This window comes from Amycolatopsis sp. NPDC005003, from assembly GCF_053600695.1.
The window spans coordinates 208,677-235,474 of sequence record NZ_JBSGAI010000006.1 but is presented as its reverse complement, the minus strand read 5'-3'; the positions used below and the strand labels follow the sequence as shown (position 1 = coordinate 235,474).

The following is a 26,798-nucleotide window of genomic DNA, read 5'->3' as shown; positions in this document are numbered from 1 at the left end:
CGTGCTAGCGGCGGCCGGTACCGAGTGCTTGCACCTCGACGACCCGGAACGCCGCCGTTGCCGACGTCGTCATGTCGGGAAAGGTCCCGCCCGCTCCGGCGCCGGACCACGTCACCGTCCAGTGCACCGTCGCCGTGACAGCAAAGTGCTGGCCGGCGACCGCAGCCGAAGATCGGCGGTAGGTGTGCCCGCAATCAGGCGACGCCGCTGTCGGCTCGGCGGCGGCCGAGTACGGCGTTCCGGGACCCGAGCAGCTCACGTTCTGGCGGTCTCCCATCGACCAGGACACCGACGTCGGCGTGGCCACGGCAGTGACTGACACACCCGGCACGGAAGCCGTTGCCTGCCTCGTTCCCCAGCTGTCCCGGCCCACCCACAGCCAGGTTGGCAGGTTCACGAGTTTCTCGGCGAGCGGATTCGCCTCGATCCGCGGCGCCGGCAGCCGCAACTGCGCCCGCGCCTGGTCGGCCAGCTCCTGCGGCGATGGCAACGCCGCTGCCGGTACGACGCCGTCCGGAAGCCAGATCGGCGCCCGATAGAGACCGTCGTGGACACCCGATCCGGAACAGCGGTAGACGTACCAGGCCCCTCCTTGCGGCTGCTGAGCAAGAAAGCCAGACCAACGCGCGAAGGTCGGCTTCGGCCCGGTTCGCAAGGCGACGGTCTGCACCCCGTTCGCCGGCGGCTGGTAATTGCTTCGGACATACGAACACTTCGCCATGGAGTCGTTGTCCTCGAGGAGGCTGTCTCCCGACGGCGGCCGTTGGCCAGGCACCGTCTGCGGCTTCGCCGGCTTGCCGGGGCCCGCAGGTGGCGGCGGTGCCTTCCCGCCATTGCGGCCCGCGTCGACGTCACAGGAGGGATTTCCGGTCTGGCCGCAATGCACGTCTCCCCAGCCGTCGGCGAGCGCGACCGGAACCACCGCCAGGCCGATACCGAGAGCTGCCGCCGTCGAGATCGCCGCCTTGGTCAGCCGGTGCATGATCCGACCTCGTGCACGGCGAAGGTGGTGACCTTCCAGGAGCCGTCGACCGCCTTCTTCACGAGCGCCTCGATGCGGCGGTGGCCGCCGGGGCCGTCGTTGGCTGGCTCGCCGTTGTCGGCGCGGTACTTGAGCCAGTTCGTCGAGTCGCCGCAGTCCGAGATCTTGACGGTCGTCGGGTCGGCTTGCGGTTCAATTCTCTCGACCTGCGGGTGGTTGAGCGGCCGTCCCTTGGTGACGATGCCGTTGTAATGGTCGGCGTAGAGGCCACGGGAGATAGTCTGCAACGCTTCCGCCGTAGCGTTTTGCGCGAGCTTGGGCGACTGCCAATCGGAGGTCACCGCGGCGTCCGCCATGTCGCTCCACATACCTACGTAGGCAGCGATCGCGCGCTGCTTCGCCAGGTCGGCTGGCTGCGGTACTACGCTGGTCGAGGGCAGGCCGGACGACGTATCGGGCTGGTGAGGCTCGCTCGAGCTGCAGCTCCCAAGTAACAGGAGTGCCGCGGACGACGCAGTGGCGGCGCGGATTACTTCACCAAAGTTCATGGGTTTCCCTCCTGTCATGATGATCAGCTCTTGGTTCTGCCTGGAACACAAGCTCGGCGCAGGTCCACTCGTTAGGAGGACGAGCGTCGCCAGGTGTACTGGCCCCTTGCCTTGGCCGGAGAGCAGGCGCGCCAGACGTCGGGTCCCGGTGACAGTCATCGAGGAATCGGTTAATCCTTGATCTCCTTGGACCGAAGTATCCTGTCCAGTGCATGAGTCCGATACCGCATCGAACGATTTGCGGCGATTTCCTGCTCCGCAGCTCGCCAAACTCGCCGCCGCAAGGATGAGTGCCGAAATCAAAGTGAAGTTCTGAGCCATCATTCAACCTTTCCGCGAAGATTGGTCAGGATCAAGCCGGGCCGTAGTAGCCAGGGGCGCAGCCCACGCCACCGTTCCACCAGGCGCCGGTGACACGCCATCTGATCACTGGCTGCAGGTCCGTCACGCCCGGGCCGACGCAGTAGTGGTATATGTTGCCCCAGATGTCCCGGACGTCGAGCATGACAGTGGAACCCGTGCCACCGTCGCAATGCCGGTACTCGCCCCAGCTTTGATAGCCACATGATCCCTCCAGGCCGAAGTGGACAGCTGCGTCCGCGGCCGGCGTCAACGCGGCACCGAGCATGGCAATCATGACCGAGCCCGTTGCAGCGACCCGTCCCACCAGGCGGCGGTACTTCGAATTTGTCATTGCGACCTCCAAACCGATCCACGTTGTTGCTATGAATCCGGTTTACAGGCCGCGGTCCCACGCACTGCAAACGGCGCATGACACGAACTTTCAAGTACGCATGCGAAGTTCCGTCGAATTCACTCGACAGTCGGCTAGTCCATCAGGTCAAACTCACCACGACGCCGGTCTGTCCCGGCGGAACTTGACCGTGGTGCGGGATCACTGTTCCGGCCGCAAACGTTTCGACGGTCAACATGGGCAGCCCGGGGTTGCGCACGAACCCGGCACCGTTGAAAGCCTGGCGTCTCGGCGGTTCGGCGTAACCAGCAGCGACAGCGGCGTCTATCTGGGCCCGGAGGACCTCCGCACTTTCGCCGTTCCGAAGGGTGATGACCCCCAAGGTGAGCGGCCCGTTGGGACCCCTACCGCCCGAGAACTCTTCCTTCAAAACGCTGCCGTTTCGCGCGCAGATGCGATCAGCGACAGCGGAGAGGTACGCACGTTGCCGCTTGAGCTTGCGCCGGAAGAGCATGCCCCCAGGATGTCATGGTGAAGGCTCCGACACCGCCAGATTCCAGTTGATGTGGTGCTGGGTCAGCCACGCCGCCGTGTTGCGCGGGCCGCTCTTGAGCCGCTTGGAGATCGCCATGTCGCGGATGAGTCGCTTGATCGGTCCGGGGGTGGCCGTGCCGCCCATCTTCGCGCTGGTCGCCACCAAACGTTCAACTCGCTCCCGGCGCTGCTGCTCGTAGGCCCGGAACGCCACGACCGGTTCGCGCAGGTCGCGCAGGCATTTGGCCAGAATGACGGCGTCTTCCATGGCCATCGACGCACCGTGGCCGGCGTTCGGCGCAGCGGCGTGGGCGGCGTCGCCGATGACGATCATCCGATCGGCGTGCCACCGTGGCGTGGAGGCGATGTCGTAGCCGTTGCTTGCGCGGATCTGCTCCGACACCTGGACGATCGCCGCCGCCGGCGATCGATCTCGCCGAACCAGCGTCGTCGCTTGCCGCTTCCACTCCTCCAGCGACGTCGCCGCCAGCTCCGCCTTGGAAAGCTCCGGGCGCGGCAGGTTGACGAACCACCACGTTTCGCCGTCCGGCGCGGTCGTATACGCGAAGAAGACGCGCTTGCCGTAGATCATGCGGTACACGCCAGGCACCGGGTCGACCGGCGCCTGGCGGGCATAACCGCACAGCACGACCGTTCCGGTGTAGCGCGGCTCGGGTGCCTCCGCGTCGATGAGCACCCGGGTCGCCGAGTGGATGCCGTCGGCGCCGATCAGCAGGTCGCCTTCTCGGCGGGAGCCGTCCGCGAAGATCGCCGCCACGCCGTGGTCGAGGTTCGTGTCGACGTCGTCGAGGCGTTCGCCATGCTCGATCTGGATCCCGCGCCGGGTGGCCTCCTCGTGCAGCACCCGGTACAGCTCGGCCCGCTTGATCGTGTGCGGCCCGTACGCCCCGGCGCCGCCGCCGATGGGTGCTTCGCCGAGCTTCTTGCCCGAGCCGCTCCAGAAGAACGCGCGATCGGCTGGGAAGGACGCCTCCAGCACCGGCTTGTCGGCCTCGATCGCGTGCAGGGCGTCGAAGCCGTTGTTCATGATCGTCATGAACGCGCCGACGTCGTCCGCTCCGGTCTCGTAAGCCTCGTAGACGACGGAGTCGATGCCCGCCTTCTGCAGGGCCATAGCCGTGACCGGCCCCGCGATGCCTCCACCGATGATCAGCGCCTTGGTCATCCCGCTCCCCTCGTCTCCAGGCCCCGGGCCAGCTGCACCAGCTCGCGAACGTCAGCGTCCAGCCCGTCACCTTCCGGCAGCGCGACCGGGACCGCCTTCGCCGGAGCAGGCTCACCGGCCGCGTGGGCGGCGAGGGCCTGCTGCAGACGGCTCGGCAGGCCGGCAGCGCCGTCGGTCTGGGCCAGGTACGGGCTGATCCGCACCAGACCGTCGCGGCATTCGACGACCCGACGGTAGTACCGGCGGTGCGTCCCACGCAGGCGCAGCGCGTCACGCCACCGCGCTGCCGGCACCCGGTCCAGCGCGTCATCGGGAAACTCCGAGTGCAACACCGTCCACAAAGGCGCGAGCTGCCGATACCCGCGGCGGTGACGCCACCAGACCCGCACCGCACCCACCCTGGTCATCACGGCGGGATAGCTGACTCCGGCCAGGAACAGCAGAACACCCGGCATCAGCAGAACGGTGACGGCGATCGCGCCCGCCACCGTCCCGGCGGATCCGCCGCGGTCAGCGACCCCGACGTGATAGATCAAACCCAGCACGATCGCGGGCACGAAGACGCAGTTCGCCAGCACGATCGCGACCAGGCCGACGGCCGCGATCCGCAGTCCCCGGCCCAGCCTGCCGCCCGCGTCGCGCGCGTACCGCCACGCCCAAACGGCCGCAGTCGCAAAGCCGAGTGCCATGAAGACGTCGGCGGCGATGAAGAAGACCGCCACGCTGGGCACCGACTGGTCGTTGGTCCGAGCCGACGCCGGCGTCATCAGCGCGGCGACGAGAAGCACGACCTCGGCCACCAGCAGCAGGACCGCGTACCAGCCGGCCCGTCGCCGCGCGACCGCACGCTCCCGTGCCGAGAACAGGAAGAAGCACACGAGGCTGTACACGCCGACCAGCAGAAGACCGTGCTGGATCAGCCGCGAGATCATCGGCGGCAGCCCCAGCACGTGGGCCCCCTTGTTGGCCGCGGCACCGAACGGGAACGCCACGGTCAGGCACGCCACGAACACCGTCACGGCGCGAAGGGCCGCGTTGCGCGGGTTCCGCGCCAACCTCCCGGCCAGCCACAGCAGCAGAACGGCCGACACGATCCCGTACGCGAGAACCAGAGGTGTCACAGCCACCCCAAGCGGCCTTCAAGCGCGGCCCCCATCTCCTGGGCGGCGCCGCTCGATCTTCCGCTGACGCCGACCTGGTCCAGGACCGACGCCCACTCCAAGATGATCGTCGCTGTCGTTTCGGCCTCGCGCTCCTGGTCGGTGTCGTAGGACGTGCGCCGCAGAGCCCGGCGAACGGCGTCCGGCTCGAGATCCGGGTACCGCTGGCGCAGGCTGTCCGGCGACATGTCCGGGTACAACCCGGCGAGGAGTTCGTCGTCGCACGGATCGCTCTCGTGACCGGCGAGCAGGTGGCCCAGCTCGTGCAAGATGATGTGGTTCTGGTGCGGTCGGCTGGTTTCCCGCTGGTAGAGGATGTAGTCCGCCGGGCGGGTGCTGATCCACACGCCGAACGGGCCGGGCACCGGGATGGAGTGGGCGAGCAGGCGGATCGGCTTGCCGCGGCGTTCACCGACGCGCCGGCACAGCTCGACGACGTCCAGCGGAGGCCGGATGTCCAGTTCCTTCAGCAACCGCCGGCACCGGCGGCGCAGCAGGCGCTCGTTCACCGCTCGCCTCGCTCCCGCGCTGCCTGCTGGTCGCGGTAGACGACGTCGAGCAGGTCCATGACGAGCTGGCGGCGGTCCGGCGTCAGCTCGCCAGCCCGCATCGCGATCCGCTGCGCTTCCTGGTCGCCGGCGTTCGCCTTGAGCCGTTCCTGCTCCGCCGCCAGGTCGCGGAGCTGCTGGTCGACGCGGTCGGTCACGTCGTCGTCGAAGAAGTAGTTGACCGGCACCCCGAAGAACCTGCCCAGTCCCTCGACGTGCTTGATCGTGGGATTGTCGCGCTTGCGCTTGCGCAGCTGCCAGATGTAGGTGCCGGAGATCTTTGTACCGGCCGCCGTGATCGAGTCCGCGGCGAAGTCGTTGCTGATCTCGTCGCCCTCCGGAGACTTCGTGACGGCGAACAAGTGGTTCAGCTTGTCCGCGAAGTCACGCCCGGGACGTTCGGCCATTACCCCTCCTCACCTCCTCTCGACGGTACCGCTCAGCTGCCCTTTTAACTCAGGTTAAGACCCGATCAGGTGAACACCCGTCCGATAGTTGAGACACGACCTGCGGAAACTTAAGATCAACAGCCTGGGGTGATCGAACCGGGGAGGAACGATGACTCGACCGAGGACGCAGGCGATCACCGCCGAGGACGCCGAGCGCTTGCGCAAGCTGCACGACGCGCGGCAGCTCTTCGGCGGCGACTGGATGACGGCGATCCTGCTGGCGCTGAAGAGCGGCCCGAAACACTACACCGAGCTGCTCGATATGGTCGGCTCGCTCAACGACGCCGCGGCGGCGAGCAGCTGGTCCGGACGGCCGCGAGTGCTCCACGCCAGCGTGCTGACGCGGACGTTGAAGACGATGACAGCCGACCGCCTGATCGTCCGCGACCAAGAGGCCGGCGTATTCCCGCCATCGGTCGTCTACTCGCTGGCACCGGCGACGCGGGAAGCGCTCGAAGCCATGCAGCCGCTGGCCGACTGGGTGAGCCAGCACGCAGACATCGTCGACCAGGCGCGACACCGCCGGAGCCAGGACTCGGAAGGCGCGCGCCGCTCAGCGTGACTAGCTAGGCGGTCGTGACGCAGGCTTCCGATGACCGACGGGCCCCAGGGAGGCCGTCCGGAGCTCCGACGACTTCCTCATCAAGGACGTGGAGTTCGAACCTGGCCGTGTCGTAGCCGCCAGCATCCCAGGCGAGGTCACTATCGCCGACGCGCCACTCGCAGCCAGTGACTCGCTCCCGCAGCAACCACGCCACTCCGACCTCCCGAACACCACGACCTCGAAGGACCTGAACCTACCACGCAACTAGAACATGCGTTCGATCGGCGACTACAGCCGCCTCAGGTCAGGGCATCGCCAGGCAACCAGCTCTCCGACTGGCCGACCTCGGACACTTTCAGCTGGTCTTGATCAGGGGGCGTCCTGCCGCAGCAGCAACAGAGTGACAGACTCGGGCAGGGAACGACTTCGACGGAAAGGAAGCGCCATGCCGGTGAGGGCGGTCGTCCTCGACATCGGGGAAACCGTGCTCGACGACACGCGCGAGTGGAACGCCTGGGCCGACTGGATCGGCGTCGGCCGGCACACGTTCTCGACCGTGCTCGGCGCGGTCACCGCGTCCGGCCGGGACAACGCCGAGACGTTCCGGTACTTCAAGCCGGACTTCGACGTCGCTGCCGAGCGGCAGCGACGCGAAGACGCCGGAAACGGCGAGCACATCGACGAGAGCGACCTCTACCCCGACGTCCGGCCGGCCCTCGCCAGGCTTCAGCAGGAGGGGCTCTGGGTCGCGCTCGCCGGCAACCAGACCGCCAAGGCCGGGAGCCTGCTCCGCAAGCTCGACCTCCCGGTCGACGCCATCGCGACCTCGGCTGAGTGGGGCGTCGCCAAGCCGGCCCCTGCCTTCTTCCGGCACGTCATCGAGCTGGCGGGCGTCGCTCCCGACGAGCTGCTCTACGTCGGAGACCACCGCGACAACGACGTCGTCGCCGGTCACGCCGCCGGACTCTGGACCGCACTGATCCGCCGCGGTCCCTGGGGACACCTGTGGGCTGACGACCCGGCAGTACTGGCGAACGCCGACTGGGTCATCGACTCACTGAACGAACTGCCCAACCTGATCGCCAGAACCTGATCACGACACGTCAGCCCATGCGGCGAATGTCGCCAGCTCATCGCTGACCGTCCGCTGTCCGCGCAGAAGCGACCGCAGCACCGCCTTGACCCGAGGGTGCTCCCGGGTGTGCAGCGGCGCGACGCGCTTGGCCAGCTGGAGGGACGCGAAGGCGTCGTCGAGCCGCCCGACCTCGAGCTGCGCCGGAGCCAGGTCGATGTAGAAGTGCGATCGCCGCTCGGCCGGAAGCTCGCGAGGTGGGTGCCAGCCGGTACCACGCTGGACCGCCGTCGGGCTGTCCCCCAGCTCTTGCGCCACAGCCACCTCGTGGATCCGGACCGAAGCCGGGCCGAAGGCCGTTCCGAGGTAGACGCCTTCGGGTGTGTGCTCGGCGGCTCGGTACGCATCCGCGAGGTGATCACCGGCCTCTTCCGCCTTGCCCGCACGTGCGGAAACGACGGCGGCCCGCATCGCCAACGATCCGCGGGCAGCTTCGCTGTCTACTGTGGATCGGGTAGCCGGTATCCGATCGATGGCACGGACGAGCGAGCGGTGCGCCGTTTCCAGATCCCTCACAGCGAAGAACATTTCGGTACGCACATAGGCGACTGCTGCATCGAGGAATGGCCGATCGATCTGGGAACCCGCCAGTCGCATGGCGGTGATGATCTGGCTCGAGAGGTCGGTGTAGCCGTACTTGAAAGCCAAGCCGTCAGCTGCCCGGTAAGCCAGGACCAGCAGCTCCGTTGTGCTGCTGCGTTCCTGCTCATCGCTCGCCCTGTGGCGCGCCCGTCCCAGCTCCATCAGGAGATCCGGAAGATCGACGACCAGTTGCGCGTAGCGCGCCTGGACACGCTGCTCCGTCACCTGGGAGACAGCTGCTCGCAGGGCGTGCGCCGGACGAACGGGGCCGTCATCCGGCTCGTCGCAAGCCAACAGCGCCCGCCGCAACACCGGCATGCCGACACGCACCGCATCGTCCCTGAGCTGAGCAGTGCGCGGCGCCCGGTTCTCGCGCCGCAACTCCGCCTGCTCGTGTTTCGCAGCCTCCCAAAGCCGTCGCAACTCGCCACCCGTGTGCAGGCCACGGTCAAGCGCGTCGACCAGTTCGCGCGATGGCAGGTTCCGTCCCTCCCGCTCGGCCAGTGACACGTAGTTGCGTGTGTAGCCGATCCGCCGGGCCAGCTCGGACTGACTCAGGCCCGCGGCCGATCGGAGACGCCGGATCTCCCGCACGAGATGATCGGCGGCCGGCCGCGTCTCCGTCTGCTCGTCAGTCACGTCGTTCTCCCGATCCGTTCACAGAGGGTAAATCGGCACGTTTGTCATTTACCCCCTTCCGGCATCGTCGCTGGCCAGGGTCCCATGGTGATCGTTCCGACGTCACGATGCAGGAGGGAACCGGTGAACACAACCGCCATGCCGGTATCCGGCGAAGCACTACCTGATTTGAGGAACGCCGAAGGGTGGACTCGATGATGCCCGGGGTCTCCGAGCGGCCGCTGACCATCGGGATCATGGGTCCGCACCTGACGGGCAAGAGCACGTTCATCTCCCGCCTGGCCTTGGAGCTTCGACGCAACGGATACCAAGTCGCCACCATCGCGGCGCTTGTGGAGCGGGCCCAACGGCTGGGGATACCGATCCTGCACAACCACTCCTGGGCATCGACGATGTGGTTCATCACCCGCGGCATCAGCGATGAACTGGAAGCGTGGGTCCACGCTGACGTCATCTTGGTCAACGGTGCTGTTCCCGACGCTCTGGCGTACTACCGCGCCGCCCTGGAGCACCGCGGCGATGCACCCGGTCCGGCAGAGCTCGATCAGCTCGAGAGCCTGGTGCGGAACCACAGTTCGAACTACAACCTGCTCTTCCGAACGACGCTCGAGGCAGCCGCGACCGATGGAGAAACCGACGACGAGGTGTTTCGGCGCCTTGCTGATCGCTGGGTGCGCCGGGTTGCCGAAAGCCTTGAGGTCACCAACGTTCCCGTGCCCTCTTCGGACCACGGCACCGCCCTGGAACTCGCCATCGGTTATGTGATCGAACGCGGATAACCCCCAGACCGGCGGCGGAGTTGCTGCCCCGACCACACTCCGCCGCCCCCACCACAGGTATGGCCCGGGTGAACACCATGGCACCGAACGAAGTCCAATGGCCCTCCGAGGACGACTTGCTTCTCGCAGAAGACGCCGGATACGTGCTTCTTTGCCGCGTGCTCCTCGGGCTACGCCGTCCGTCCTTTTCGGATTCACCACCACGATCGACCGGAGCACCGATGTCCCGCGAAACCACCCGACTCGTCGACACGCTGCTGGCGACGCAGGTCCGAATCAGCCTGCTCGTGCACCAGCTTCAGGACGGAACGGCGACAACGGACGATCAGCGGCACTTCGCAGACGGGCTCGAGGAGTTGCTGGACATCCTGCAGTCTCACGCCGCGGACGTCGACGCCGGCATCGTGCCGACTCCGCGCGACCTTCTTCTCGCAGAACGGCACTTGGCATGACCGACGCATCGTTGCGCTACCCCGGCTTCTACGTGGTCGGCCGCGCGATCCGGGAACATCGAATGGCTCGGAACATGAGCCTTCGGAAGCTGGCCCGCCTGATGGGCACCAGCCCAAGTCTCCTTTCGAGCTGGGAGACCGGAGAACGACGCATTCCAGCAGTGCCGCTGGGCTGGGCACTCGGCCTGCTCGAAGTACCACCCGCTGAATGCCATCTCCTCAGCCGACTCCACGCAGAATCCGAGCGTGCGAGCTACGTCGAAGGGAACGACTCCGGCGAGATCAGTCTCCAGCGTGCGTACGACCGATACACCCTTCACACCTATGAATGGGCACCGAAGGTCGTCCCGGACCTTCTCCAGACGTTCGGCTACGCTCACGCGCTTCCGGGAGCGCGCACCCAGCCCGACGACGTCGACCAGGAGATCTTTGCGCGCCGCGTCCGACAGGTCGATCGAGATTCGCGACATCGGCACACCCTCCTGCTGGGCTCGGCCGCGTTGACCCTGGAAGGCATCCCGCCGGAGGTCGTGCGGGCGCAACTTCAGGAGATCACCAACTCACCGAACCGGTGGCGGGTGGACACTCGGATCGTCCCGGCCGACGCGGCCATCTCCCCGACGATCGAGTCCTTCGTCATCTACGAGACCGCGGAGAAGGCCTTCACCGTCGTTTTGAGACACGAGCACTCGACGGTCTACCTGTCCGACCTGACGACAGTGAGGCGCTACAAGTCGACGTTCGATGCGCTCCAGCGGGTAGCTGTCGCCTATGACCCTGCGACCTCATGTTGAGCGTCACGGCCTGCCGGAGCGGCAGCCGCGAAGGCATCCCAGAGCAAGTTGAGCGGGTGATCAGCGGCGTATCGCTGTCGTTCGCCTGCGCGAGCGAAGATCCCCGTGACGATTTCGAGCTCGGGTTCGTAGCCCGTGCCGAGCTGAATCTTGCGGAGGTTCGCGCCGGGCAGCCGACCGTCGATCGCTGCGTCGGCGACCCGCTCGGTCGTAAGCAGGCAGCCGAACATCAGCTTGCTGCTGAGCAGGTTCAGGCCGTAGTTGAGGGCGTCGATGTCGGCGACCACATGGAGCTTGCCGCGGTACTCCGGGCCGTACCAGCGGGTCAGGAAATCGGCCAGGAGACCCGCGGTCGGCGCGAGCAGCGGCAGGTCGGCGAGGGCGTTGCGTGCCACCGGCCGGTCGGGGACCTCGCGGGTGCTGAGGTTGGTCAGCAGGGCGACGCGTTCGCGGTGCCACTCGAGGAAGTCGTGCGGCACGTCCGGACCGCGGTCGTGTTCGGCGGCGAACGAGCCGCACACGAGATCGACCTGCTCGGCGTCCAGCTTGGTCTTCAGGTCGCGGGTCCGGACGTGCTCGATCTTGAGCTGGATGCCGCGGCGTTCGAAGGTGTCGCGCAGCTGCGGCCAGACCTCGCCGAGGAACTCGACGGTGAACTCGGTGGTGCCCACCGTGATGGTGGACCCGACCCGCCGGCGGGCGCCATGGACGCGCTCGGTCCAGGCGCGCAGCGTGCTCGTGGCCAGCGCGACGACCTCGTCGCCGGAGCCGGTGAACAGGAAGTCCTTCCCGCGCCCCTGCTTCGCGACAAGCGCCTCGCCCATCAGCCGGATCGCCGCATCGTTCAGCGTGTCGAGCTGCTTCTGCACGCTGGACTGCGACCGTTGCAGAACCCGGGCCGCGCGCTGCGCACTGCCGGTGGCGTGCACGACGGCCAGCGTCCGCAGCTGGTCGAGGCTCGTGTCAAGCAACTCCGCGGGAAACCCGAGCAGCTCGGCGACTTCCGAGTCCCTCACCAGCGTCTCCTCGCTTGTTTCCCAGCCGGATAGTTCCAGTTCTAGTTCGAGCAAGTGTAGCCATAATGCTCCCAAAGTTTTCTTTCGAGCATTACCAGTCGAATTATTGCTCCAGCGAGCACCGGGTGGTCTACTCGTGCCACCGCCACCGCTCGCCCGACTTGGAGGTCCGAACGATGACCGTCCGTCCGATCGCCGTCGACGAGCAGGCGTCGAGCTGCTACTTCCGCACCACCGTCGACACCCCGTACCGCAAGGCACTCGTCCAGATCACCGAGCGGTGCAACCTGCGTTGCGCGCACTGCTTCGTCTCCGCCACCAAGCACGGCAAGGACATGCCGCTGGCCGAGGTCGCGAAGAAGGTCGTCCCCCGGCTGGCCGACGCCCGGGTACGCCGGGTGACGCTGACCGGCGGCGAGCCGACCGTTCACCCGGACTTCCTCGGCATCGTGCACGCCTTCCGCAACGCCGGAATCGACGTCGGCATCTGCACGAACGCCACCGAGCTCGACGACAAACTGATCCGGCAGCTCGCCACGGCCGGGGTGCACGTCAACGTCTCGCTCGACGGGTTCGCTGCCGACTCCCACGGCTTGTTCCGTGGCGACCGCGCCTCGTTCGACGTGACCGTGGCCAACGTCCGCAAACTCGCCGCGGCCGGACTCCTGCAAGGGTTGCTGTGCACGCCGAACTCTCTGGCCGCCAACGAGGAGTACGTGCGGCTGTGCGAGTTCGCGCGCGAGAACGGCGCCCGCTACGTGCTGCTCAACCCGCTGGGCAGCATGGGCCGCGGCGTGAAGTCCCAGCGGAAGCTCGCGAAGACCACCATGCACATGCAGGAGATCTTCGAGCTGACTACCCCGTTCGACGGCCCTGACCTCGACATCACCCACATCCGATTCCCCAACACCGCCCGCAAACCCCTCGCCGGCTGCGAAGCCGGAACGATCATCTACGTCTTCACTCCGGGCGAGGTCACCGTCTGCCCCTACCTCGTCTTCGCCGCCCGCACCCCGATCTCTCGCCACCCCGACACCGACTTCATCGTCGGCAACATCTTCACCGACCGCGACCTCGCCGCCCGCCTCGACGGGTACCGGTTCCACGAGCGGTTCCAGGTCGGCGCAAATCCGACCTGTATGTCGTGCAGCCTCGGACCACGATGTGGCAAAGGTTGTCCGGCCGCGGTCGTCGCCGCGGGCGGACGCATCGGCGACATCGACGCTGAGCAGTGCCCGGTCACCGCCGAGACCCACCGCCTGCTGCCCCTGGACGTCGCGTGAGCGCGCCGCGGCTGCCGGGCAAGCTGGTGGCATTCGAAGGCCCCGGCGGCGTCGGCAAGACGACGATCACCGCGCTGGTCGCCGAGCTCCTCGAAGCGGACGGCGTTCCCGTGCACGCCACCATCCAACCGTCGCGCTCCCCGCTGGGTGATCTGGCTCGGCATGGCACCGACACCTACCGCGACATGGCTCTGGCCTGCCTCTGCGCGGCCGACCGCCACCACCAGCTGGCCAGCGAGATCCTCCCGGCCCTGGCCGAGGGCAAGATCGTGCTCTGCGACCGGTACGCGGCATCGTCGCTGGTCCTGCAGGGGCTCGACGACATCCCGCTCGATGTCGTCTGGGCCCTCAACCACGACGTGTACCGCCCCGACCTCGTGTGCGCACTCAAAGCTCCACCCTCGGACGTCGAACAGCGGCTCCGCGTCCGCGGCGGACACAGCCGCTTCGAGCGCACCCCCGGAAGCAGCTTCCGAGAAACCCTCGGCTACCTGGCAGCCACGACGTTCCTACGCGACCAAGGCTGGCCCGTCCGGGTCGTCGAGTGCGCCGAGAATCCCCGAACCACGGCTGGCACCATCGTCGACCTGATCCACCGCACCCTCACGGAGAGCCCGGCATGCCCCTGACCGTCCTCACCCTCAACGTCGGCAACCCCGCCCTCGAGCGAGCCCGCCGCCAACGCGACTGGCTCGCCCGCCGCGACGAGGACGTCTTCGTGCTCACCGAAACCGGCTCCGGACCCGGCACTCAGCTGATCGCCGAGTCCTACCGCGACGCCGGCTGGTCGGTCACCTACCCGCACCACGCCGACAAGGAACGCGGCGTCATGCTGCTCTCCCGGTTCGAGTGCACGGTGGACCCCATCGGCGCGGCGATGTCCCCCCTGCCCGCGCGGCTCGCCGGCATCGCGCTGGACACCGACGATGGTCCGCTGCGCATCCTCGGCGCCTACGTCCCTTCCCGCGACGCCACCGAAGCGAAGACGACTCGCAAGCGCGAGTGGATCGAGGCCTTCCACCGAGCGTACGAGGCCACCGGGGACGACGCCGCCGTTCTCCTTCTGGGGGATCTCAACGTCCTGGAACCCGGGCACGTACCCCCTCACCCAGGGCAAATCGCACCGTTCGAGACCGCCTTCTACACCGCACTCACCCAACGGCACGGCCTCACCGACCTCTTCCGCGCACTGCATCCAACCGCCGTCGAGCACAGCTGGGCCCGCCGCGCCGAACTTGGCTACCGCTACGACCACGCCCACGCCTCCACCCCGCTCCTCGCCCACCTCACCAGCTGCGCGTACGTCCACGACACCCGTTCGGGGAACCCCGCGCTGACAGACCATTCGGGACTCGCCGTCCAGCTGACGCTCACCGCGACCGCGCCGCTGATAACCTCCGACCCGGCCGCGGATCGCGAGGCAACGCTGTTCTAGTCAGAGGGCTCGTGCCCGGCCGCCACATTGGCCGCCGAGTACGAGGACCCACCGGATGACCGTCGCCAGCGAGCCGGCCTTACGAGTCGGCGCCCGTGTCCTGCTCCTCAACCCCGCCGACGAGGTCCTGCTCATCCACGCCCGCGACCCCGACAACCCTGGCCACCACTGGTGGGAGCTCCCCGGGGGCGGACAGGACCCCGGCGAGAAGCTCGAAGACACGGCCCGCCGCGAGATCGCCGAGGAGACCGGGCTCGTCCTCGACGAGATCGGCCGCAAGCTCTGGACCCGAGAAAGTCGCTTCACCTACCGCGGCCGACAACACCACCGCCTCGACCACGTCTACCTCGCCCGCACCGACCACGACGCCCCGCAGGTCGCTCTCCGCCACACCGCCAACGAACGCGCCGGCCTCATCGAACGACGCTGGTGGTCGAGCGCTGAACTCTCGGGGTGTGCAGACAAGCTCCTGCCGGCTGAGCTGCCGGGCCTCCTGCAGATGCTTCTCGACAACCGCTTCCCGACAGCTCCTGCGGCGCTCACCGCTTGAAATACGGCTAGCTTGCGCGATAAGCCTGCCGCGCCAAGAGAGCTCTGGCGCCAGCCCGACACACCGGCCGGCGCGGCGGCTGCTCGCCGGGTCGCAGCGTTCGCAGGGCAGCCATAGCCTGCTACCTCGCCGTCACCGAGGTGCGGAGCCGGTCGAACCAGGTGGCGATCGAGCGCTTGTACCCCTCCGGCATCCGCAGCCCGCGCACTTCGTGCTCGGCGAACTCGGCGACCCGACTGTGCTCGTGACTCAAGACGGGCGCCGCGGACGAAGTGGAGGTGCAGCCGTAGGTCACGATGAACACGTCCTTGTTCGCCACCGCGATGTGGTAAACCCAGGCGTCGAGGATCTCCGCGACGTCCACCGACAGTCCGGTCTCCTCGGTGACCTCCCGAGCAACGGTCTCCTCCGGGGTCTCGCCGGGCTCGATCCGGCCGCCCGGCAGCTCCCACTCGTCGCGCTCGTTGTGGACCAGCAGCACCCTGTCAATCCGGACCAGCACACCCTTGATCGACACCGGGTATCCGGACTCCGCCACCAGCACCAGCTCCCCTGCCGACCGACACAGCGTGTCACCGACCGTAGCAGCGCAACGGCGTCATCGGTGAACCCCAGAGGTTGACGATCTGTCACTGGACGGCGCCCGCGGTCGCCCGGTCTGCTGAACAAGCTGGAATCTTCGACAACATCTTCGAACCCGGCCCCGGTGACCTAGTCGGAATGCGGCTGCGGCGCGACGAGCTGGCGCGGTTCCATCGCAGCTTCCCTCACGCGGGGATCTTCGTGCGTGTTTATGCTGCTTTTGCAGCAGTACGAGATTGCACCCAGGCTGTCAAGCCGAGCAAACCACCGGACCAGCCTACTTCGCCAATAAGGTCCAGGCGCTCGTGCGCGAAACTTGAACGGCCTGTTTCGCGACATCAACGAAGGAAGCAAGCTGACACCGGGAGGTCGCGTGGAGTTTCGGATGCTCGGCCCGCTGGAGGCGTGGCACGACGGCGCGCCGGTGCCGCTGGGTGACCGGCAGCAGCGGTTCGTCCTGGTCGTGCTGCTCCTGCACGCCAACAGGCCCGTGACACCCGCCCGCCTCGGCGAAATCGTCTGGGCCGACCGCGAAGTCAAGCTCACCCTCGTGCGCAGCTACATCAAGCGACTGCGGGCCGTCGTCGAAGGCGCCGATGACGTCACCATCGAAACCACCCCGACCGGCTACCTGCTGCGGATCGGCGAGGCCCAGCTGGACACCCTGCGCTTCAACCGGCTCCGCGCCGAAGCCGCGGAGGTCCGCGCCGACGACCCGCGCCGGGCGATCGCGCTGCTGCGCGAGGCCGTCGGCCTGTGGCGAGGGAAGTTCCTCGAAGACATCGACCTCGACCGCGTCGGCGGCACCGAGGTAATCTCGCTGGACGAAAGCTACCCCGACGTCGTCGGGGACCTGGCCGAACTCGAGCTCGAGGCTGGCGACCACCGCGCGGCACGCGACCGGCTGCGTCCGCTTGTCCGGGCCGATCCAACCGGCCAGAGGCATGCCGAGCTGCTGATGCGCGCGTTGCTCGCTGGTGGTGACCGGGCTGCGGCCCTGCGCGTCTTCCACGGCACCCGCGACGCCTTGGCCGAGCAGGGCATGGAACCGAATCCATCACTTCTAGCTCTCGCCGCAGAGCCCCAGGGCGTCCTCCGGATCTCTGCTGCCAGCAACGCGATCATCGGCGGCGGAGACGTGGTCGCGCCGTTGGGGGTCGCTGAAGGAACGGGCACCGTCGAAGCCGCATCGGATCCTCCTCCACCGGCAAGAATGACCCCTCCAGCACCGGAAACCAAAGTTGACTGGGCAACTGACGCACCCTCTGATGAAGACCAGCTCAATCGCGACTCCCTGGCCGAAGTCCTCGCTGTCCAACTGCGCCAAGTCCACAGCGACACTCCGACCACGTCTTTCATAGTTCACCTCGATGGGGCCTGGGGCACCGGCAAGAGCACTTTGCTGAACTTTCTGGAGCGCCGTCTAGGCGACGAGTTCACTATCGTTCGATTCGATGCTTGGCGGCAATCACGTCTCGGACCACCGTGGTGGGTCTTGCTCAGCGCCTCGCGTGAGGCGGTTGCTCGAGAACGCAACCTCTTCGCCCGAGGCGCGCTCCGAGTGGCAGAATCCGTCGTCCGGGCCCGACGCGCCGGCGCAGCTGTCACGCTTTCGGTGTTCCTGTTTGCGCTCGTAGTGGCTGGATTCGCCGTGTTCGTCCTACCACATGTTGCCGACGGCGACGCCGTCGCAACACTTGCGAAGGCAGTGACTACCATCGTCGCCACACTGGCCGCACTGTGGACTGGAGCCCGTGTCGTCGGCCGAACACTGCTGTGGGACTCCGTTCGCGGCGCCCGCCTGTTCGAGCAGTCTGCTCCCAATCCCATGGACCAGGTTGCCCACCACTTCGAATGGCTATTAGGCAAGACCCACAAGCCCGTACTGTTCTTCATCGATGACCTTGACCGCTGTCCTGGCGCGTATGTCGTCGACCTGCTCGATACCGTCCAGACCCTTATCCGCGATACACCGAGCCGAACGTCGACACTGAAAAGATCAGCGACCTACTTCATTGTCGCAGCAGACGGCGCCTGGCTACGGAAGAGCTACGAAGATGCTTTTCCAGCATACCATAATTCCGTTTCTTTGCCCGGCAACTCTCTTGGCCATTTATTCCTGGACAAACTGTTTCAACTCACCGTGCCGGTACCAGAGCCCAGCTCTCGAGCCCGTGCGACATATCTTAAATGCCTCCTCAACGTCGAAGATTCCAGCCAGGACGATAGGATAAAGCAAGAGATCGCCGACGGCCAAAGAGCCCTCGCCGAGGTCGATAACGAAGCCACGATTCTCGATATTGTTGACTCTGCCAGCCCGCTCGCTCGCGACGAGCTCGCCGCAAAAGCAGCCCTCGCCCTTGTGGCGTCGGCCACCCGTGCGCACACCGAGCACGCCCTGAGCAAGTTCCTCCCACTCCTGCACTCGAACCCGCGCAACATCAAGAAATTCTTGAACACCTACAGCGTCCTACGCTCTGTGCGAACCCTTGAGCAGAACACCGTGCCCTCCGACGTCTTGGCGCTTTGGACGATCGTCCGCGTTCGATGGCCATCCGTCGCAGAACACCTCGAAGCTAACCCTGACGCGATCCGTGGTCTCGTCGAACCACTGTGGGCTTCGGAGTGTCTTCCGCACGACCTAAGAGACCTAGCCAATAACGTCGACCTCCGCGCTGTGGTTCTGCATCCTGTAGGCGGCCCCCTGACCGCCAACCTCATCCGGCAATGCACCGGCATTGATTACTGATAGTTCCACAAAAAGACGAGATTTCGGCCGATCCTCATACTGACCGATGGAGGTCGAGTACGACATGCCGACCTCATGCCATGACGACCGCGTCACCGGTTGGCGTGCCAGAATGGCGATAGCCGACGAGCCTCACCGCGGCTTGGCAAGAATGAGAGCCTTTCGGAACAGACGCCGTCAACGACGAAGGTTCCATACGGCACACCCAGCGCCAGCAACGGAATCCGCAGCATCAGGCCACATCGGCCGGTAGTGAATCACGAAACGCCACCAGTTCAACCCGACTTTGCTGACCATCCGAAAGCGCTGGACAGAAGCGGGTCAACCCCACACTGCATGCGATGTGCATATTGCACTCAGCATCTCTGTGGCTTACCGTCACTAGGTCACTACGGGGAGGGACAGCATGGGTTTCAGACGGTCCCGGAGGCACTCCGCACCGCTCGAAGACACGCGGCCGACGCTGTCGGCGAGTTGCGAGGGGTCGACTGCGGGGAACCGGTCCGCAGGCTGACCGCAGCCATGCCGGGTGGCACAACCGCCGAAGCTGCTCCAGCCATGGGCGAGTCGTGGACGACGGCGTTCAAGTCCTGGTGCGTCGAGGCCGAGTCACAGGCCGAAAGCCTGGCCACTGCCGCCGACCGGTATCAGGCCACGGACAAGGCCGGCAGCGACGACCTGACCAGCGCGGGTTCTTTCCGGGGGCCGCGCTGATGGTCTCACTGTCGGACGTGAAGCGGTGGAACACCGCCCAGCTCGACGAGATCTACAACGCCATCCGCCGTCAGCTCGAAGTGCTGGTCCATTCCGGCGACGACTACGGCAAAACGGTTCCCGTGGAAGGCTGGTCCGGGCCCGCCGCCGACACGGCAGCGTCCGCGCACCGGGCGCTGATGGCCCGCATCGACAAGCTCGCCGCCGGGGCCAGCATCGTCGGCAAAGCCATCGCCCAGGCCTCCGACGCCATCACCGGCGTGCAACGCGCCGTGACCAACGCCGAGGAATACGCCCGCAAGTACGGCTACCGCATCTCCGACACCGGCACGGTCACCGACACCTTCCCCGAAAGCCGACCACCACCCGAGTTCGACCACGGCGACCGAGCCCGCGCCCTCCAGCAGGTCGTCGACGACATCACCCAAGCACTCCGCACCGCCGACGACATCGACCAGGACCTCGCCTCCGTCCTCAAACGCGCCGCAGACGGCGAGAGTTCGGCACCGGCGACGAAACAACCGTGGCCGCCGCAGCCGCAGCCGGAGCGGTCGACCCCGGGCTCACCCTGCCGGAGCCACCGGCGAACGCCACTCCGTCACAGACCGCAGCGTGGTGGGCCAGCCTCTCCCCCGCCGGCCAGGCGATCCTCCTCCACGACCGGCCCGCCGCGCTCGGCGGCATGGACGGACTGCCAGCCGAGGTCCGCGACAAAGCCAACCGGACGGTCTTCACCCGGCAGTACACCGACCTGCAGCACCAACGCGAAGACCTGCGGAACCGCATGAACGCCCTGAATCAGTCCGACCCGACCGAGCAGACCGAGTACTTCGACCTCGAACGCGACGCAGAGGCCATGGACAAAAAGCTCCAAGGCCTCGAAGCGATCAACGAGCGGCTCACCCAGCCGCTACCCGGCCAGCCGCCCGCGTTCCTGCTGGGCATCGACACCGCCAACGCCGGACGCGCCATCATCGCCATCGGCAACCCCGACCACGCCCAGAACGTCGCCACCTACGTCCCCGGCACCTTCGCCGGGCTCGACGGCTTCGCCACCGACATCCAGCGCGCCGACCTGATGAACCACACCGCGAGCATCATCAACCCGGCCCCGACCTCGGTCATCACCTGGGCCGGCTACGACGCACCGCAAAGCATCATCCCCGACGCCGCCAGCACCAGCTTCGCCGACCACGCCGAACCCGGACTGCGCCGCTTCCAGGACGGGCTCGGCGCCAGCCACGACCCCATCCCGGTCAACTCGACCGTGATCGGCCACAGCTACGGCACCACCGTCGTCGGCCAGACCGCCCGCGACCTCGGCCTTCCCTCGGACAACCTCGTCATGGTCGCCAGCCCGGGCGTCGGCGTCCAGCACGCGACCGACCTGCACCTCGACGGCATCCCACCCGACCAGATGAACCACCACGTCTACGCCACCAAATCGGCAATGGACCCGATCCCGATCCTGACCAACTTCGACAACCCCGCCCTCGACCCCGTCGACCCGCTCGGCCCCGACCCCACCACCGGCTGGTTCGGAGGGCGTCCCTTCGACTCGGACTTCGCCACCGGCCACACCGAGTACTGGGACCCCAACTCGAAATCCCTGCAAGGAATGGCCAACGTCATCGCAGGTGCATCGACACCGTGACCACCGCGACGCGAGGACGCAGGGAGGCTCCGAAGACGCTTCGGTGGCTCCTCGCCCTCGCAGTCCTGCTGGCCACCGCCGCCGGATGCGGAGACAACCACCCCATGAACCCCACCACCACGCTCACCGAAGCCCAAACAGCCGCCACCAACCAGATCCGCGAAGCCGCCGCCGGCACGTTCCCACCCGGCTTCACCCTGGAAGAGCTGCCGCCCCAGCCACTGAACTGCACCGACTCAGCCGGCAAGCCCACCGGACAGGTCCTGCTCGGGGTCACCTTCTGGGTCAACGGGCTCCCCACCACCCAGAACAACAACGCCTACTTCGACGCCCGCAAGACCTGGTGGGCCGGCCACGGGTGGACGCTCAGCGCCGACAGCCGACCCTCCGACATGTTCATCAACGCCACCCGCGACGGCTACCTCATGAGCCTGCGCGCCAACCTCAACCAACGCCTCGTCATCGGCAACAGCACCCCCTGTGTCTGGCGCAATGGCACCCCGAGCCCGTCGTCTTGACGGCCGCGATTAGCTGGGGCAACAACTGCACATTCGCCCGTTCAGGAGGACCCAGTTGATCTATACCCACTGACATTCACCATTGAGCTGCAATTCGGTGAGTAGGCTGACGCTCGGAACCACTCGGGACGATCGCCAGAGGCTTGACCTATCGAAGGTCGGCTAGCTCGGCGCGTACCTCGCCGACGAGCTTCGGGTGCGCCCGCTCGTAAATGCGCACCGACATCGCGAGCTGTTCGCGCGCGCCGTCGATGTCGCCCTTGGCCCGCAGCACCCGGCCCAGGGTCAGCCGCAGTGCGCCCTCCCGGGCGACGAACTCGCGGCTGATCGCCAGGTCGATCGCCTCCCAGACGTACCGCTCGGCGGCCGCGTGGTCGCCCGCGCGCAGGCTGAGATCGGCCAGCTTGTCCAGCGAGCCGACGACCTGGCCGTCGTCACCCAACTCACGGTCCGCGCGCAGGCCGTCGAGCTGGTGGGCGATCGCGTCGGCCAGCCGTCCGGCCCGTTTCTCCGCCTGGGCGCAGCTGCTGAGCGCCTGCCCGCGCAGCGTGACGTCGGGGGCTTCTTCGACGGCTTTGACCAGCCGCTCGATGGCCTTGTCGTGCTCGCCGAGCCGGCTCAGCGCGCGGCCGAGGTGCAGGTCGACCGAAGCGGCGAGCCGTTCGTCGGCGAGCCCGGCGGACAGCTCGGCCGCCCGTTCGGCGTCGGCGAGGCCGAAGCCCGGCAGCTCGAAGGTCAGCGCGATCTCGCACCGCGCGAGCCGCAGCCAGCACTGCCCGGCGACGTCACCCGCGGCCTCGGCCGCGGCGATGCCAAGATCCACCATCCGCGTCCACTCATCCAGCAGCGGGCAGGCGACGCGGTAGCTATGCCCGAGCCGGGCCAGCCGCCACACGTCGTCGTGGCGGCCCGCCGCGTACGCGGCGTCGAGGACCGCGAGGAGGTTGGGCCACTCGGCCGCGAACCAGTCCTGCGCCTCGGCGAAGCCGTCGATCGGCGGCATCGCGTCATCGGCGAGCACACTGGAATAGTCCAGCGTGTCAGTAACTCGGCCGAGTCGGCGCCGCGCCCAGTCAGCCACCGCCTGATAGTAGCGAAGTGTCACACTCAAAGTCCGCTCGTGGTCTTTGTCATCGAACTCGCGTCCCGTGAGTTCTCGCAGGTACACCCAGACGAGGTTATGCGGCACGAAGACGTCCCGCGCGGTCTCGGTGAGGAGGTTGTGGGCGGCCAGCGCGCGCAGCCGGCGGCGGGCCTCGGTCACCGGGATCTGCGCGACCGCGGCCGCCAGGTGCGGCCCGACCATCACCCCGGGCACCGCGCCCAGCTGCAGGAACGTCTCGGCGATTTCGCTGGGCAGGCCGCGGAAGGAGACGTCGAGCGCCGCGCGCACGCCGTCCTCGGCGCCGTCGACCTGCAGCCCTGCCAGCCGGGTGCGTTCGTTGCCCAGTTCGTCCACCAGCTCCTCTACGGTCCGATGTGGACTCGCCGAGAGCCGCGCGCCGGCGATCCGCAGCGCCAGCGGGAGGTAGCCGCACAGCCGGGCGAGGGCATGGTTGAGGCTCGCCGGCCCGGCGAGCTCCTCGATGAGCGCCACGGCGTCGTCGGGCGCGAGCGTGCCGAGCACCCGTTGCCTGGCCGCGTTCGACACGGCGAGCTCGTCGAGGCGCGACCGGCTGGTCACCACGGTCATCGTCCGCGCGCTCGGCGGCAGCAGCGGGCGCACCTGCTCGGCCGTGCGGGCGTCGTCGAGCAGCACCAGCATCCGCCGTCCGGCGATCAATGACCGGTAGAGCGCGACGCGCTCGTGCAGCAGCTCCGGGATCCGCGCGGTTTCGACGCCGAGGCCGAGCAGGAACTGCGTGAGCAGCTCGGCCGGCTCCAGCGGCGGGTGGTGCGGGTCGAAGCCGCGCAGCGACGCGAACAACACGCCGTCCGGGAAACGCGGCGCAACCCGGTGCGCCCACCACACGACCAGCGCGCTCTTGCCGACCCCGGCGGTGCCGCTGACCACCGCGACCGTGCTTTCCCCGGCCTCGGCCCTGGTCACCAGGCCGTCAAGCCAGGCCAGCTCCTCGGTGCGCCCGGCCAGCTTGGGCACCGCCGCGGGCAGCTGCGAAATCGCCTTTGCGGGCTCAATGGACACGACCGCGGCGGCGAGCGCCGGGAGATCATCTTCGAGCACCCGCTCGTGCAGCCAGCGCAGCTCGGCGCCGGGCTCGACGCCAAGATTGCGTAGGGTCGCCCGGGAGACGGTCCGGTACAGCTCGAGCGCGTCCCCGCGCCGCCCGGCATGGTAGAGCGCCCGCATCAGCTGCCCCGCGGTCCGCTCGGCCAGCGGGTCGGCCCGGACGATCGGGCTGAGCTCGACGATCAGCTCCGCGTGCCGGCCGAGTTCGAGGTCGGCGTCGACACGGGCGCCGTGCACGGCCAGGCGGAGGTCCTCCAGCTCGGGTGCCTTCAGGGACTCGGGCACCCCGCCCAGCGCGGGGCCCTGCCACAGCCCGAGCGCTTCGGCCAGCAGCCCGGCCGCGACCTCCGGGGTGGCCACCGCCGCGCGGTCCAGCAGCGCGCGCGCCCGGTGGACGTCGATCCGGTCGGGCTCGATGTCCAGCCGGTACCCCGGCGGCGCGGTCACGATGCTCGGCCCGTCGATTTCGCGCAGGATTCGCCGCAGGTGCGAGACGTTGCCGTGCACGATGGTCCGCACGGTCGCCGGTGGATCGTGGCCCCACAACGCGTCGATGATCTCGCCGAGCCCCACAGTCTTGCCCGGCTTGAGTGCCAGTAATGCCAGTGCACCCCTGATGCCTGGCCCACCGATAGGGACGGCGACCTCTCCGTCGAACAACTGAACGGGCCCAAGCAGCTGGACGTAGACGCCTTGACGTGCGCTGAACGGACCGCTCGAACCACGCCCGTCTAACTCGAGCGGCTGACTCCTGGCTATTTGGCGTTGGTGGTCAAGCTGACGCCAAGCCAAAAGCACAACCTCGACCTGGTCAGCCCTCAGATCGCAAGCCTCGAGAAAAATTCGAAGCTGTTCTGAATCTCGCGGCAACGATTCCCGACGGTCGTCGGTCAGATTGTATAGCTGGGATCTCGAAATGCCTGTCGCACGAGCCAGCGTCGTCACACTGATGTTCGCCGCCGCCAACACGCGTTGAAGTAGCCGCGCAAGTTCGCTTGGCGTCCTGGCGACTAGGTGTTCCGCAGGCAGTGTCAGCATCGTCTGATCGGCATTCGTTCCCAAGCAGTCAGCTCATTGCCTTAAGGATCTTGGCAAATTTTCGCGCCATGCGAGGAGTAGCACACATCCCGACTACGATTCCTGCACATCCAGCCGCACTAGCAAGTGCCACAGCCGGACTGAAACCTCTAGTAATCATCCAGCCGACGAATCCTTCCATTAGGGCGAGGGTGAGTACATGCGCCAGTGTTAGCTGGAACTTGGAGTCGTCCTCAATGGCGCCGTTTGAGCGTGAGGGTTCTTCGGGCGGTGATGATGGCGATGACGACATGCCGCGCCCTCCTGGATCTGGTCACCTGTCGGCGTGCCAGGTAACTCCGCGTGCCGCAGCCGGAAGCCGTGCTCCAGGTGCTCATACGCGGGGTTTGCCGACCCCATACGTATGACCCTCGGGAGCGCACACCGCGCGAGCCCGAGGGACACTCATCATCCCATGCGTTAACTGACCGGTCGACGGCGCAAAACCACCCCTGCTTGCCCTCCATGGTCGACACCCTCGAAAACTCGATCTTGAACGTCCCAAACGAAGGCTCCTGAGCTGGCCCTTCACAGCCAGAGTCCGTACGGTCGACATGACCCACCCAGTGCACCAGCTGAGGTTGATCAGATCCGCGATGTCCAACTCGATCATTTACTCGACTCTTAGCGCGGCACCGTAAACTGAGGCGGTGCGATCCCAATCGCACCCTGGACAGCAACTGCGTGCCGCAGCCGAAGCCCAGGTCAAGGACAAGTTCGTCGTTGCCGCGACGCTTGCCCCCAACGCCCCGAAGCTCGGCTTCGGGGCGTTTTCAGTGATCCACATCGACATCCAACGTGATGTTCGTCACATCTCGCGTTCGTCGACATACATGAACCTAGCGTGAGCTCGTCACAAAGATCGAAGCCGAAAAGGTGGTCACGCAGGCACACGGCAGGCTTGCCGATCGCCGGCCGGACCCGGATCAGCTCGCCGAATCACCACGATCGCCCGCCTGGCCCGCACCCCCGACCTCATCGCCGAGCATCGGATGGCGTGCAGTTGGAGGCCGCTGTCGCGGCTCGGCCGCACGGCTCATCCGACGACCTCGGACAGCCCACGACGCACCGTCCGGCGGGCCGCGGCAGTGGAATCGCCTGAGCCGAACAGCAACCCATGCCCAGTGCGCGAACATCCGGGATATCGTACGACAATCCCCGGCCAGCACCGCACCGCGTATTTTATGCCCCGCAAGCGTTTGTATTTGTTACGGATTCACCGCATCAAGTAGGTATCGATACGAGCAAAGAGCCGATACAGCGCGGAGCGGTTGGTTCTGTCCGCCAGTTTCGACCGCGTTTCTCCGTGGGAACCGACCGCACCCACGCGGCCGGGAGGCTTGTGTTCGTGAACAGTGACCGCACCCCGGGCTGCGGGGCCGGAACCACCAAATCTCGACGCGCTGAGGTGCCGGTTTCTGACACGCGGGCGGGAGTCGCCTTGGACGTGCCGGCGTGAGGCCTTGCACAACCTGTTGCGGTTGCCGCTCGAAGCGCAGGTGATCATCTGTTGCCCCATGCTCGGACACCCAACCGCCGCCGAGATCGCCGTAGTGCTGTCCACGTCGCCCCTCCCCTCCCGCCGGCACGGGTCACCTCCGTTGCGATGTTGGCTCCGCCTCGAACTGATGTGACCGGCCACCGGCACGACTTGGTCAGTCGACCTGCGGCAACAGGAGATCGTCGAGACTGCGTGCCTCGACCGTGACGACCGCGGGCCGCCGGGCCAATTCCCGCAGGCTCGCGACCGTCAAGGGATGACCGCCGATGCATTCGCACAGTTCATCGTCGTTGGCCGCGAGGATCGGTGGCGGGGCCGGCACGTCCGACGCCCGCCGATCCAGCTCGGCTTTGCGTAACACCTCGCCAACGTCCGACGACACTGTGGACTAATGGCGAGATCATCGGCACCACGCACGACGATGAGAGGTATCGACCCGAGGGCCCATCGTTGCGACATCCGGGTGGTTCACGGGCTCGACCGAGCGATTCGCCCTGCTCGACCG

General features: G+C 67.1%; 28 protein-coding genes and 1 pseudogene. 15 read left to right on the top strand and 14 right to left on the bottom strand.

Going from position 1 to position 26,798, the window contains the following annotated elements:
• Positions 1 to 4: 4 nt before the first annotated feature.
• The 8 genes from ACWED2_RS09895 to ACWED2_RS09860 form a co-directional block, all read right to left on the bottom strand.
• Positions 5 to 982 (bottom strand): hypothetical protein, encoded by a 978-nt coding sequence (locus ACWED2_RS09895; protein WP_449690063.1) that lies wholly within the window; start codon positions 980 to 982, stop codon positions 5 to 7.
• Positions 970 to 1,851: a hypothetical protein gene (locus ACWED2_RS09890; RefSeq protein ID WP_449690062.1), complete on the bottom strand. Its 882-nt coding sequence runs from the start codon at positions 1,849 to 1,851 to the stop codon at positions 970 to 972. Before ACWED2_RS09890 ends, ACWED2_RS09895 begins: the two co-directional genes overlap by 13 nt.
• 31 nt (positions 1,852 to 1,882) lie before the next feature.
• Positions 1,883 to 2,167 carry a DUF6355 family natural product biosynthesis protein gene (locus ACWED2_RS09885; protein ID WP_449690061.1) on the bottom strand — a complete coding sequence of 95 codons (285 nt, stop codon included), beginning with the start codon at positions 2,165 to 2,167 and terminating at the stop codon, positions 1,883 to 1,885.
• A gap of 199 nt (positions 2,168 to 2,366) precedes the next feature.
• Positions 2,367 to 2,738, bottom strand: coding sequence for a hypothetical protein (locus ACWED2_RS09880; protein WP_449690060.1), 372 nt, complete (start codon positions 2,736 to 2,738; stop codon positions 2,367 to 2,369).
• 12 nt (positions 2,739 to 2,750) lie between these two features.
• Positions 2,751 to 3,944, bottom strand: a complete 1,194-nt coding sequence (locus ACWED2_RS09875; protein WP_449690059.1) for an FAD-dependent oxidoreductase — start codon at positions 3,942 to 3,944, stop codon at positions 2,751 to 2,753.
• Entirely contained in the window at positions 3,941 to 5,065 is a 1,125-nt protein-coding gene (locus ACWED2_RS09870; RefSeq protein WP_449690058.1) for an MAB_1171c family putative transporter, read from the bottom strand. Before ACWED2_RS09870 ends, ACWED2_RS09875 begins: the two co-directional genes overlap by 4 nt.
• A complete protein-coding gene (locus ACWED2_RS09865) occupies positions 5,062 to 5,613 on the bottom strand; it encodes a hypothetical protein (RefSeq protein WP_449690057.1) in 552 nt (183 codons plus the stop codon). Before ACWED2_RS09865 ends, ACWED2_RS09870 begins: the two co-directional genes overlap by 4 nt.
• Positions 5,610 to 6,059 (bottom strand): XRE family transcriptional regulator, encoded by a 450-nt coding sequence (locus tag ACWED2_RS09860; protein WP_449690056.1) that lies wholly within the window; start codon positions 6,057 to 6,059, stop codon positions 5,610 to 5,612. Before ACWED2_RS09860 ends, ACWED2_RS09865 begins: the two co-directional genes overlap by 4 nt.
• Before the next feature lie 151 nt (positions 6,060 to 6,210).
• Here ACWED2_RS09860 and ACWED2_RS09855 point away from each other — a divergent pair, with 151 nt between their 5' ends.
• Both ACWED2_RS09855 and ACWED2_RS09850 read left to right on the top strand, forming a co-directional pair.
• A complete protein-coding gene (locus tag ACWED2_RS09855) occupies positions 6,211 to 6,663 on the top strand; it encodes a winged helix-turn-helix transcriptional regulator (RefSeq protein WP_449690055.1) in 453 nt (150 codons plus the stop codon).
• A gap of 427 nt (positions 6,664 to 7,090) precedes the next feature.
• A complete protein-coding gene (locus ACWED2_RS09850; RefSeq protein WP_449690054.1) occupies positions 7,091 to 7,738 on the top strand; it encodes an HAD family hydrolase in 648 nt (215 codons plus the stop codon).
• Here the strand turns inward: ACWED2_RS09850 and ACWED2_RS09845 are convergent, their stop codons facing one another.
• Positions 7,739 to 8,998, bottom strand: coding sequence for a helix-turn-helix domain-containing protein (locus ACWED2_RS09845; protein WP_449690053.1), 1,260 nt, complete (start codon positions 8,996 to 8,998; stop codon positions 7,739 to 7,741).
• 185 nt (positions 8,999 to 9,183) lie between these two features.
• Here ACWED2_RS09845 and ACWED2_RS09840 point away from each other — a divergent pair, with 185 nt between their 5' ends.
• The 3 genes from ACWED2_RS09840 to ACWED2_RS09830 all read left to right on the top strand — a co-directional run bounded on the left by ACWED2_RS09840 (position 9,184) and on the right by ACWED2_RS09830 (position 11,023).
• On the top strand, positions 9,184 to 9,777 hold the full coding sequence (locus ACWED2_RS09840) for a hypothetical protein (protein WP_449690052.1): 594 nt from the start codon (positions 9,184 to 9,186) through the stop codon (positions 9,775 to 9,777).
• Between the two features lie 221 nt (positions 9,778 to 9,998).
• On the top strand, positions 9,999 to 10,229 hold the full coding sequence (locus tag ACWED2_RS09835) for a hypothetical protein (RefSeq protein ID WP_449690051.1): 231 nt from the start codon (positions 9,999 to 10,001) through the stop codon (positions 10,227 to 10,229).
• On the top strand, positions 10,226 to 11,023 hold the full coding sequence (locus ACWED2_RS09830; RefSeq protein WP_449690050.1) for a Scr1 family TA system antitoxin-like transcriptional regulator: 798 nt from the start codon (positions 10,226 to 10,228) through the stop codon (positions 11,021 to 11,023). The genes ACWED2_RS09835 and ACWED2_RS09830 overlap by 4 nt, the downstream gene beginning before the upstream one ends.
• On the opposite strand, the gene ACWED2_RS09825 is transcribed toward ACWED2_RS09830, so the two are convergent.
• Entirely contained in the window at positions 10,999 to 12,093 is a 1,095-nt protein-coding gene (locus ACWED2_RS09825) for a LysR family transcriptional regulator (protein ID WP_449690049.1), read from the bottom strand. The two genes, ACWED2_RS09830 and ACWED2_RS09825, sit on opposite strands and share 25 nt — an antisense overlap.
• 122 nt (positions 12,094 to 12,215) lie before the next feature.
• Here ACWED2_RS09825 and ACWED2_RS09820 point away from each other — a divergent pair, with 122 nt between their 5' ends.
• The 4 genes from ACWED2_RS09820 to ACWED2_RS09805 are packed head-to-tail and all read left to right on the top strand — an operon-like array spanning position 12,216 to position 15,307.
• On the top strand, positions 12,216 to 13,322 hold the full coding sequence (locus ACWED2_RS09820) for a radical SAM protein (RefSeq protein WP_449690048.1): 1,107 nt from the start codon (positions 12,216 to 12,218) through the stop codon (positions 13,320 to 13,322).
• Entirely contained in the window at positions 13,319 to 13,951 is a 633-nt protein-coding gene (tmk, locus tag ACWED2_RS09815; RefSeq protein ID WP_449690047.1) for a dTMP kinase, read from the top strand. The genes ACWED2_RS09820 and tmk overlap by 4 nt, the downstream gene beginning before the upstream one ends.
• A complete protein-coding gene (locus tag ACWED2_RS09810; RefSeq protein WP_449690046.1) occupies positions 13,942 to 14,757 on the top strand; it encodes an endonuclease/exonuclease/phosphatase family protein in 816 nt (271 codons plus the stop codon). The genes tmk and ACWED2_RS09810 overlap by 10 nt, the downstream gene beginning before the upstream one ends.
• Positions 14,758 to 14,812: 55 nt before the next feature.
• Positions 14,813 to 15,307, top strand: a complete 495-nt coding sequence (locus ACWED2_RS09805) for an NUDIX hydrolase (protein ID WP_449690045.1) — start codon at positions 14,813 to 14,815, stop codon at positions 15,305 to 15,307.
• 121 nt (positions 15,308 to 15,428) lie between these two features.
• Here the strand turns inward: ACWED2_RS09805 and ACWED2_RS09800 are convergent, their stop codons facing one another.
• Positions 15,429 to 15,845, bottom strand: a complete 417-nt coding sequence (locus ACWED2_RS09800) for an NUDIX hydrolase (RefSeq protein WP_449690044.1) — start codon at positions 15,843 to 15,845, stop codon at positions 15,429 to 15,431.
• A gap of 429 nt (positions 15,846 to 16,274) precedes the next feature.
• Here ACWED2_RS09800 and ACWED2_RS09795 point away from each other — a divergent pair, with 429 nt between their 5' ends.
• The 5 genes from ACWED2_RS09795 (at position 16,275) to ACWED2_RS09775 (ending at position 21,524) form a co-directional block, all read left to right on the top strand.
• Positions 16,275 to 18,638: a P-loop NTPase fold protein gene (locus ACWED2_RS09795; RefSeq protein WP_449690043.1), complete on the top strand. Its 2,364-nt coding sequence runs from the start codon at positions 16,275 to 16,277 to the stop codon at positions 18,636 to 18,638.
• 558 nt (positions 18,639 to 19,196) lie between these two features.
• On the top strand, positions 19,197 to 19,352 hold the full coding sequence (locus ACWED2_RS09790; protein ID WP_449690042.1) for a hypothetical protein: 156 nt from the start codon (positions 19,197 to 19,199) through the stop codon (positions 19,350 to 19,352).
• Entirely contained in the window at positions 19,352 to 20,140 is a 789-nt protein-coding gene (locus tag ACWED2_RS09785; protein ID WP_449690041.1) for a hypothetical protein, read from the top strand. The genes ACWED2_RS09790 and ACWED2_RS09785 overlap by 1 nt, the downstream gene beginning before the upstream one ends.
• Positions 20,035 to 21,006, top strand: a complete 972-nt coding sequence (locus ACWED2_RS09780) for an alpha/beta hydrolase (protein WP_449690040.1) — start codon at positions 20,035 to 20,037, stop codon at positions 21,004 to 21,006. Before ACWED2_RS09785 ends, ACWED2_RS09780 begins: the two co-directional genes overlap by 106 nt.
• A gap of 104 nt (positions 21,007 to 21,110) precedes the next feature.
• A complete protein-coding gene (locus tag ACWED2_RS09775) occupies positions 21,111 to 21,524 on the top strand; it encodes a hypothetical protein (RefSeq protein WP_449690039.1) in 414 nt (137 codons plus the stop codon).
• A gap of 148 nt (positions 21,525 to 21,672) precedes the next feature.
• Here ACWED2_RS09775 and ACWED2_RS09770 read toward each other — a convergent pair whose 3' ends face one another.
• Positions 21,673 to 24,393 (bottom strand): BTAD domain-containing putative transcriptional regulator, encoded by a 2,721-nt coding sequence (locus ACWED2_RS09770; protein ID WP_449690133.1) that lies wholly within the window; start codon positions 24,391 to 24,393, stop codon positions 21,673 to 21,675.
• A 210-nt stretch (positions 24,394 to 24,603) separates the two neighbouring features.
• Positions 24,604 to 24,753 (bottom strand): annotated as a pseudogene (locus ACWED2_RS09765) (helix-turn-helix domain-containing protein); the annotation flags it as partial.
• 689 nt (positions 24,754 to 25,442) lie between these two features.
• Here ACWED2_RS09765 and ACWED2_RS09760 point away from each other — a divergent pair.
• Positions 25,443 to 25,640, top strand: a complete 198-nt coding sequence (locus tag ACWED2_RS09760; RefSeq protein WP_449690038.1) for a hypothetical protein — start codon at positions 25,443 to 25,445, stop codon at positions 25,638 to 25,640.
• 807 nt (positions 25,641 to 26,447) lie between these two features.
• Here the strand turns inward: ACWED2_RS09760 and ACWED2_RS09755 are convergent.
• The gene (locus ACWED2_RS09755; RefSeq protein WP_449690037.1) at positions 26,448 to 26,654 is read right to left on the bottom strand and encodes a hypothetical protein; all 207 of its coding nucleotides are present in this window, start codon (positions 26,652 to 26,654) and stop codon (positions 26,448 to 26,450) included.
• Positions 26,655 to 26,798: the final 144 nt, after the last annotated feature.

What these genes read in the sequence shown, in the direction of transcription:
- ACWED2_RS09885 (WP_449690061.1), bottom strand. Translation starts at nt 2,167, where the DNA reads ATGATTGCCATGCTCGGTGCCGCGTTGACGCCGGCCGCGGACGCAGCT.
- ACWED2_RS09855 (WP_449690055.1), top strand. Translation starts at nt 6,211, where the DNA reads ATGACTCGACCGAGGACGCAGGCGATCACCGCCGAGGACGCCGAGCGC.
- ACWED2_RS09850 (WP_449690054.1), top strand. Translation starts at nt 7,091, where the DNA reads ATGCCGGTGAGGGCGGTCGTCCTCGACATCGGGGAAACCGTGCTCGAC.
- ACWED2_RS09795 (WP_449690043.1), top strand. Translation starts at nt 16,275, where the DNA reads ATGCTCGGCCCGCTGGAGGCGTGGCACGACGGCGCGCCGGTGCCGCTG.
- ACWED2_RS09810 (WP_449690046.1), top strand. Translation starts at nt 13,942, where the DNA reads ATGCCCCTGACCGTCCTCACCCTCAACGTCGGCAACCCCGCCCTCGAG.
- ACWED2_RS09895 (WP_449690063.1), bottom strand. Translation starts at nt 982, where the DNA reads ATGCACCGGCTGACCAAGGCGGCGATCTCGACGGCGGCAGCTCTCGGT.
- ACWED2_RS09805 (WP_449690045.1), top strand. Translation starts at nt 14,813, where the DNA reads ATGACCGTCGCCAGCGAGCCGGCCTTACGAGTCGGCGCCCGTGTCCTG.
- ACWED2_RS09785 (WP_449690041.1), top strand. Translation starts at nt 19,352, where the DNA reads ATGGTCTCACTGTCGGACGTGAAGCGGTGGAACACCGCCCAGCTCGAC.
- ACWED2_RS09860 (WP_449690056.1), bottom strand. Translation starts at nt 6,059, where the DNA reads ATGGCCGAACGTCCCGGGCGTGACTTCGCGGACAAGCTGAACCACTTG.
- ACWED2_RS09830 (WP_449690050.1), top strand. Translation starts at nt 10,226, where the DNA reads ATGACCGACGCATCGTTGCGCTACCCCGGCTTCTACGTGGTCGGCCGC.
- ACWED2_RS09820 (WP_449690048.1), top strand. Translation starts at nt 12,216, where the DNA reads ATGACCGTCCGTCCGATCGCCGTCGACGAGCAGGCGTCGAGCTGCTAC.
- ACWED2_RS09890 (WP_449690062.1), bottom strand. Translation starts at nt 1,851, where the DNA reads ATGGCTCAGAACTTCACTTTGATTTCGGCACTCATCCTTGCGGCGGCG.
- ACWED2_RS09875 (WP_449690059.1), bottom strand. Translation starts at nt 3,944, where the DNA reads ATGACCAAGGCGCTGATCATCGGTGGAGGCATCGCGGGGCCGGTCACG.
- ACWED2_RS09835 (WP_449690051.1), top strand. Translation starts at nt 9,999, where the DNA reads ATGTCCCGCGAAACCACCCGACTCGTCGACACGCTGCTGGCGACGCAG.
- ACWED2_RS09790 (WP_449690042.1), top strand. Translation starts at nt 19,197, where the DNA reads ATGGGCGAGTCGTGGACGACGGCGTTCAAGTCCTGGTGCGTCGAGGCC.
- ACWED2_RS09880 (WP_449690060.1), bottom strand. Translation starts at nt 2,738, where the DNA reads ATGCTCTTCCGGCGCAAGCTCAAGCGGCAACGTGCGTACCTCTCCGCT.
- ACWED2_RS09775 (WP_449690039.1), top strand. Translation starts at nt 21,111, where the DNA reads ATGAACCCCACCACCACGCTCACCGAAGCCCAAACAGCCGCCACCAAC.
- ACWED2_RS09780 (WP_449690040.1), top strand. Translation starts at nt 20,035, where the DNA reads ATGGACGGACTGCCAGCCGAGGTCCGCGACAAAGCCAACCGGACGGTC.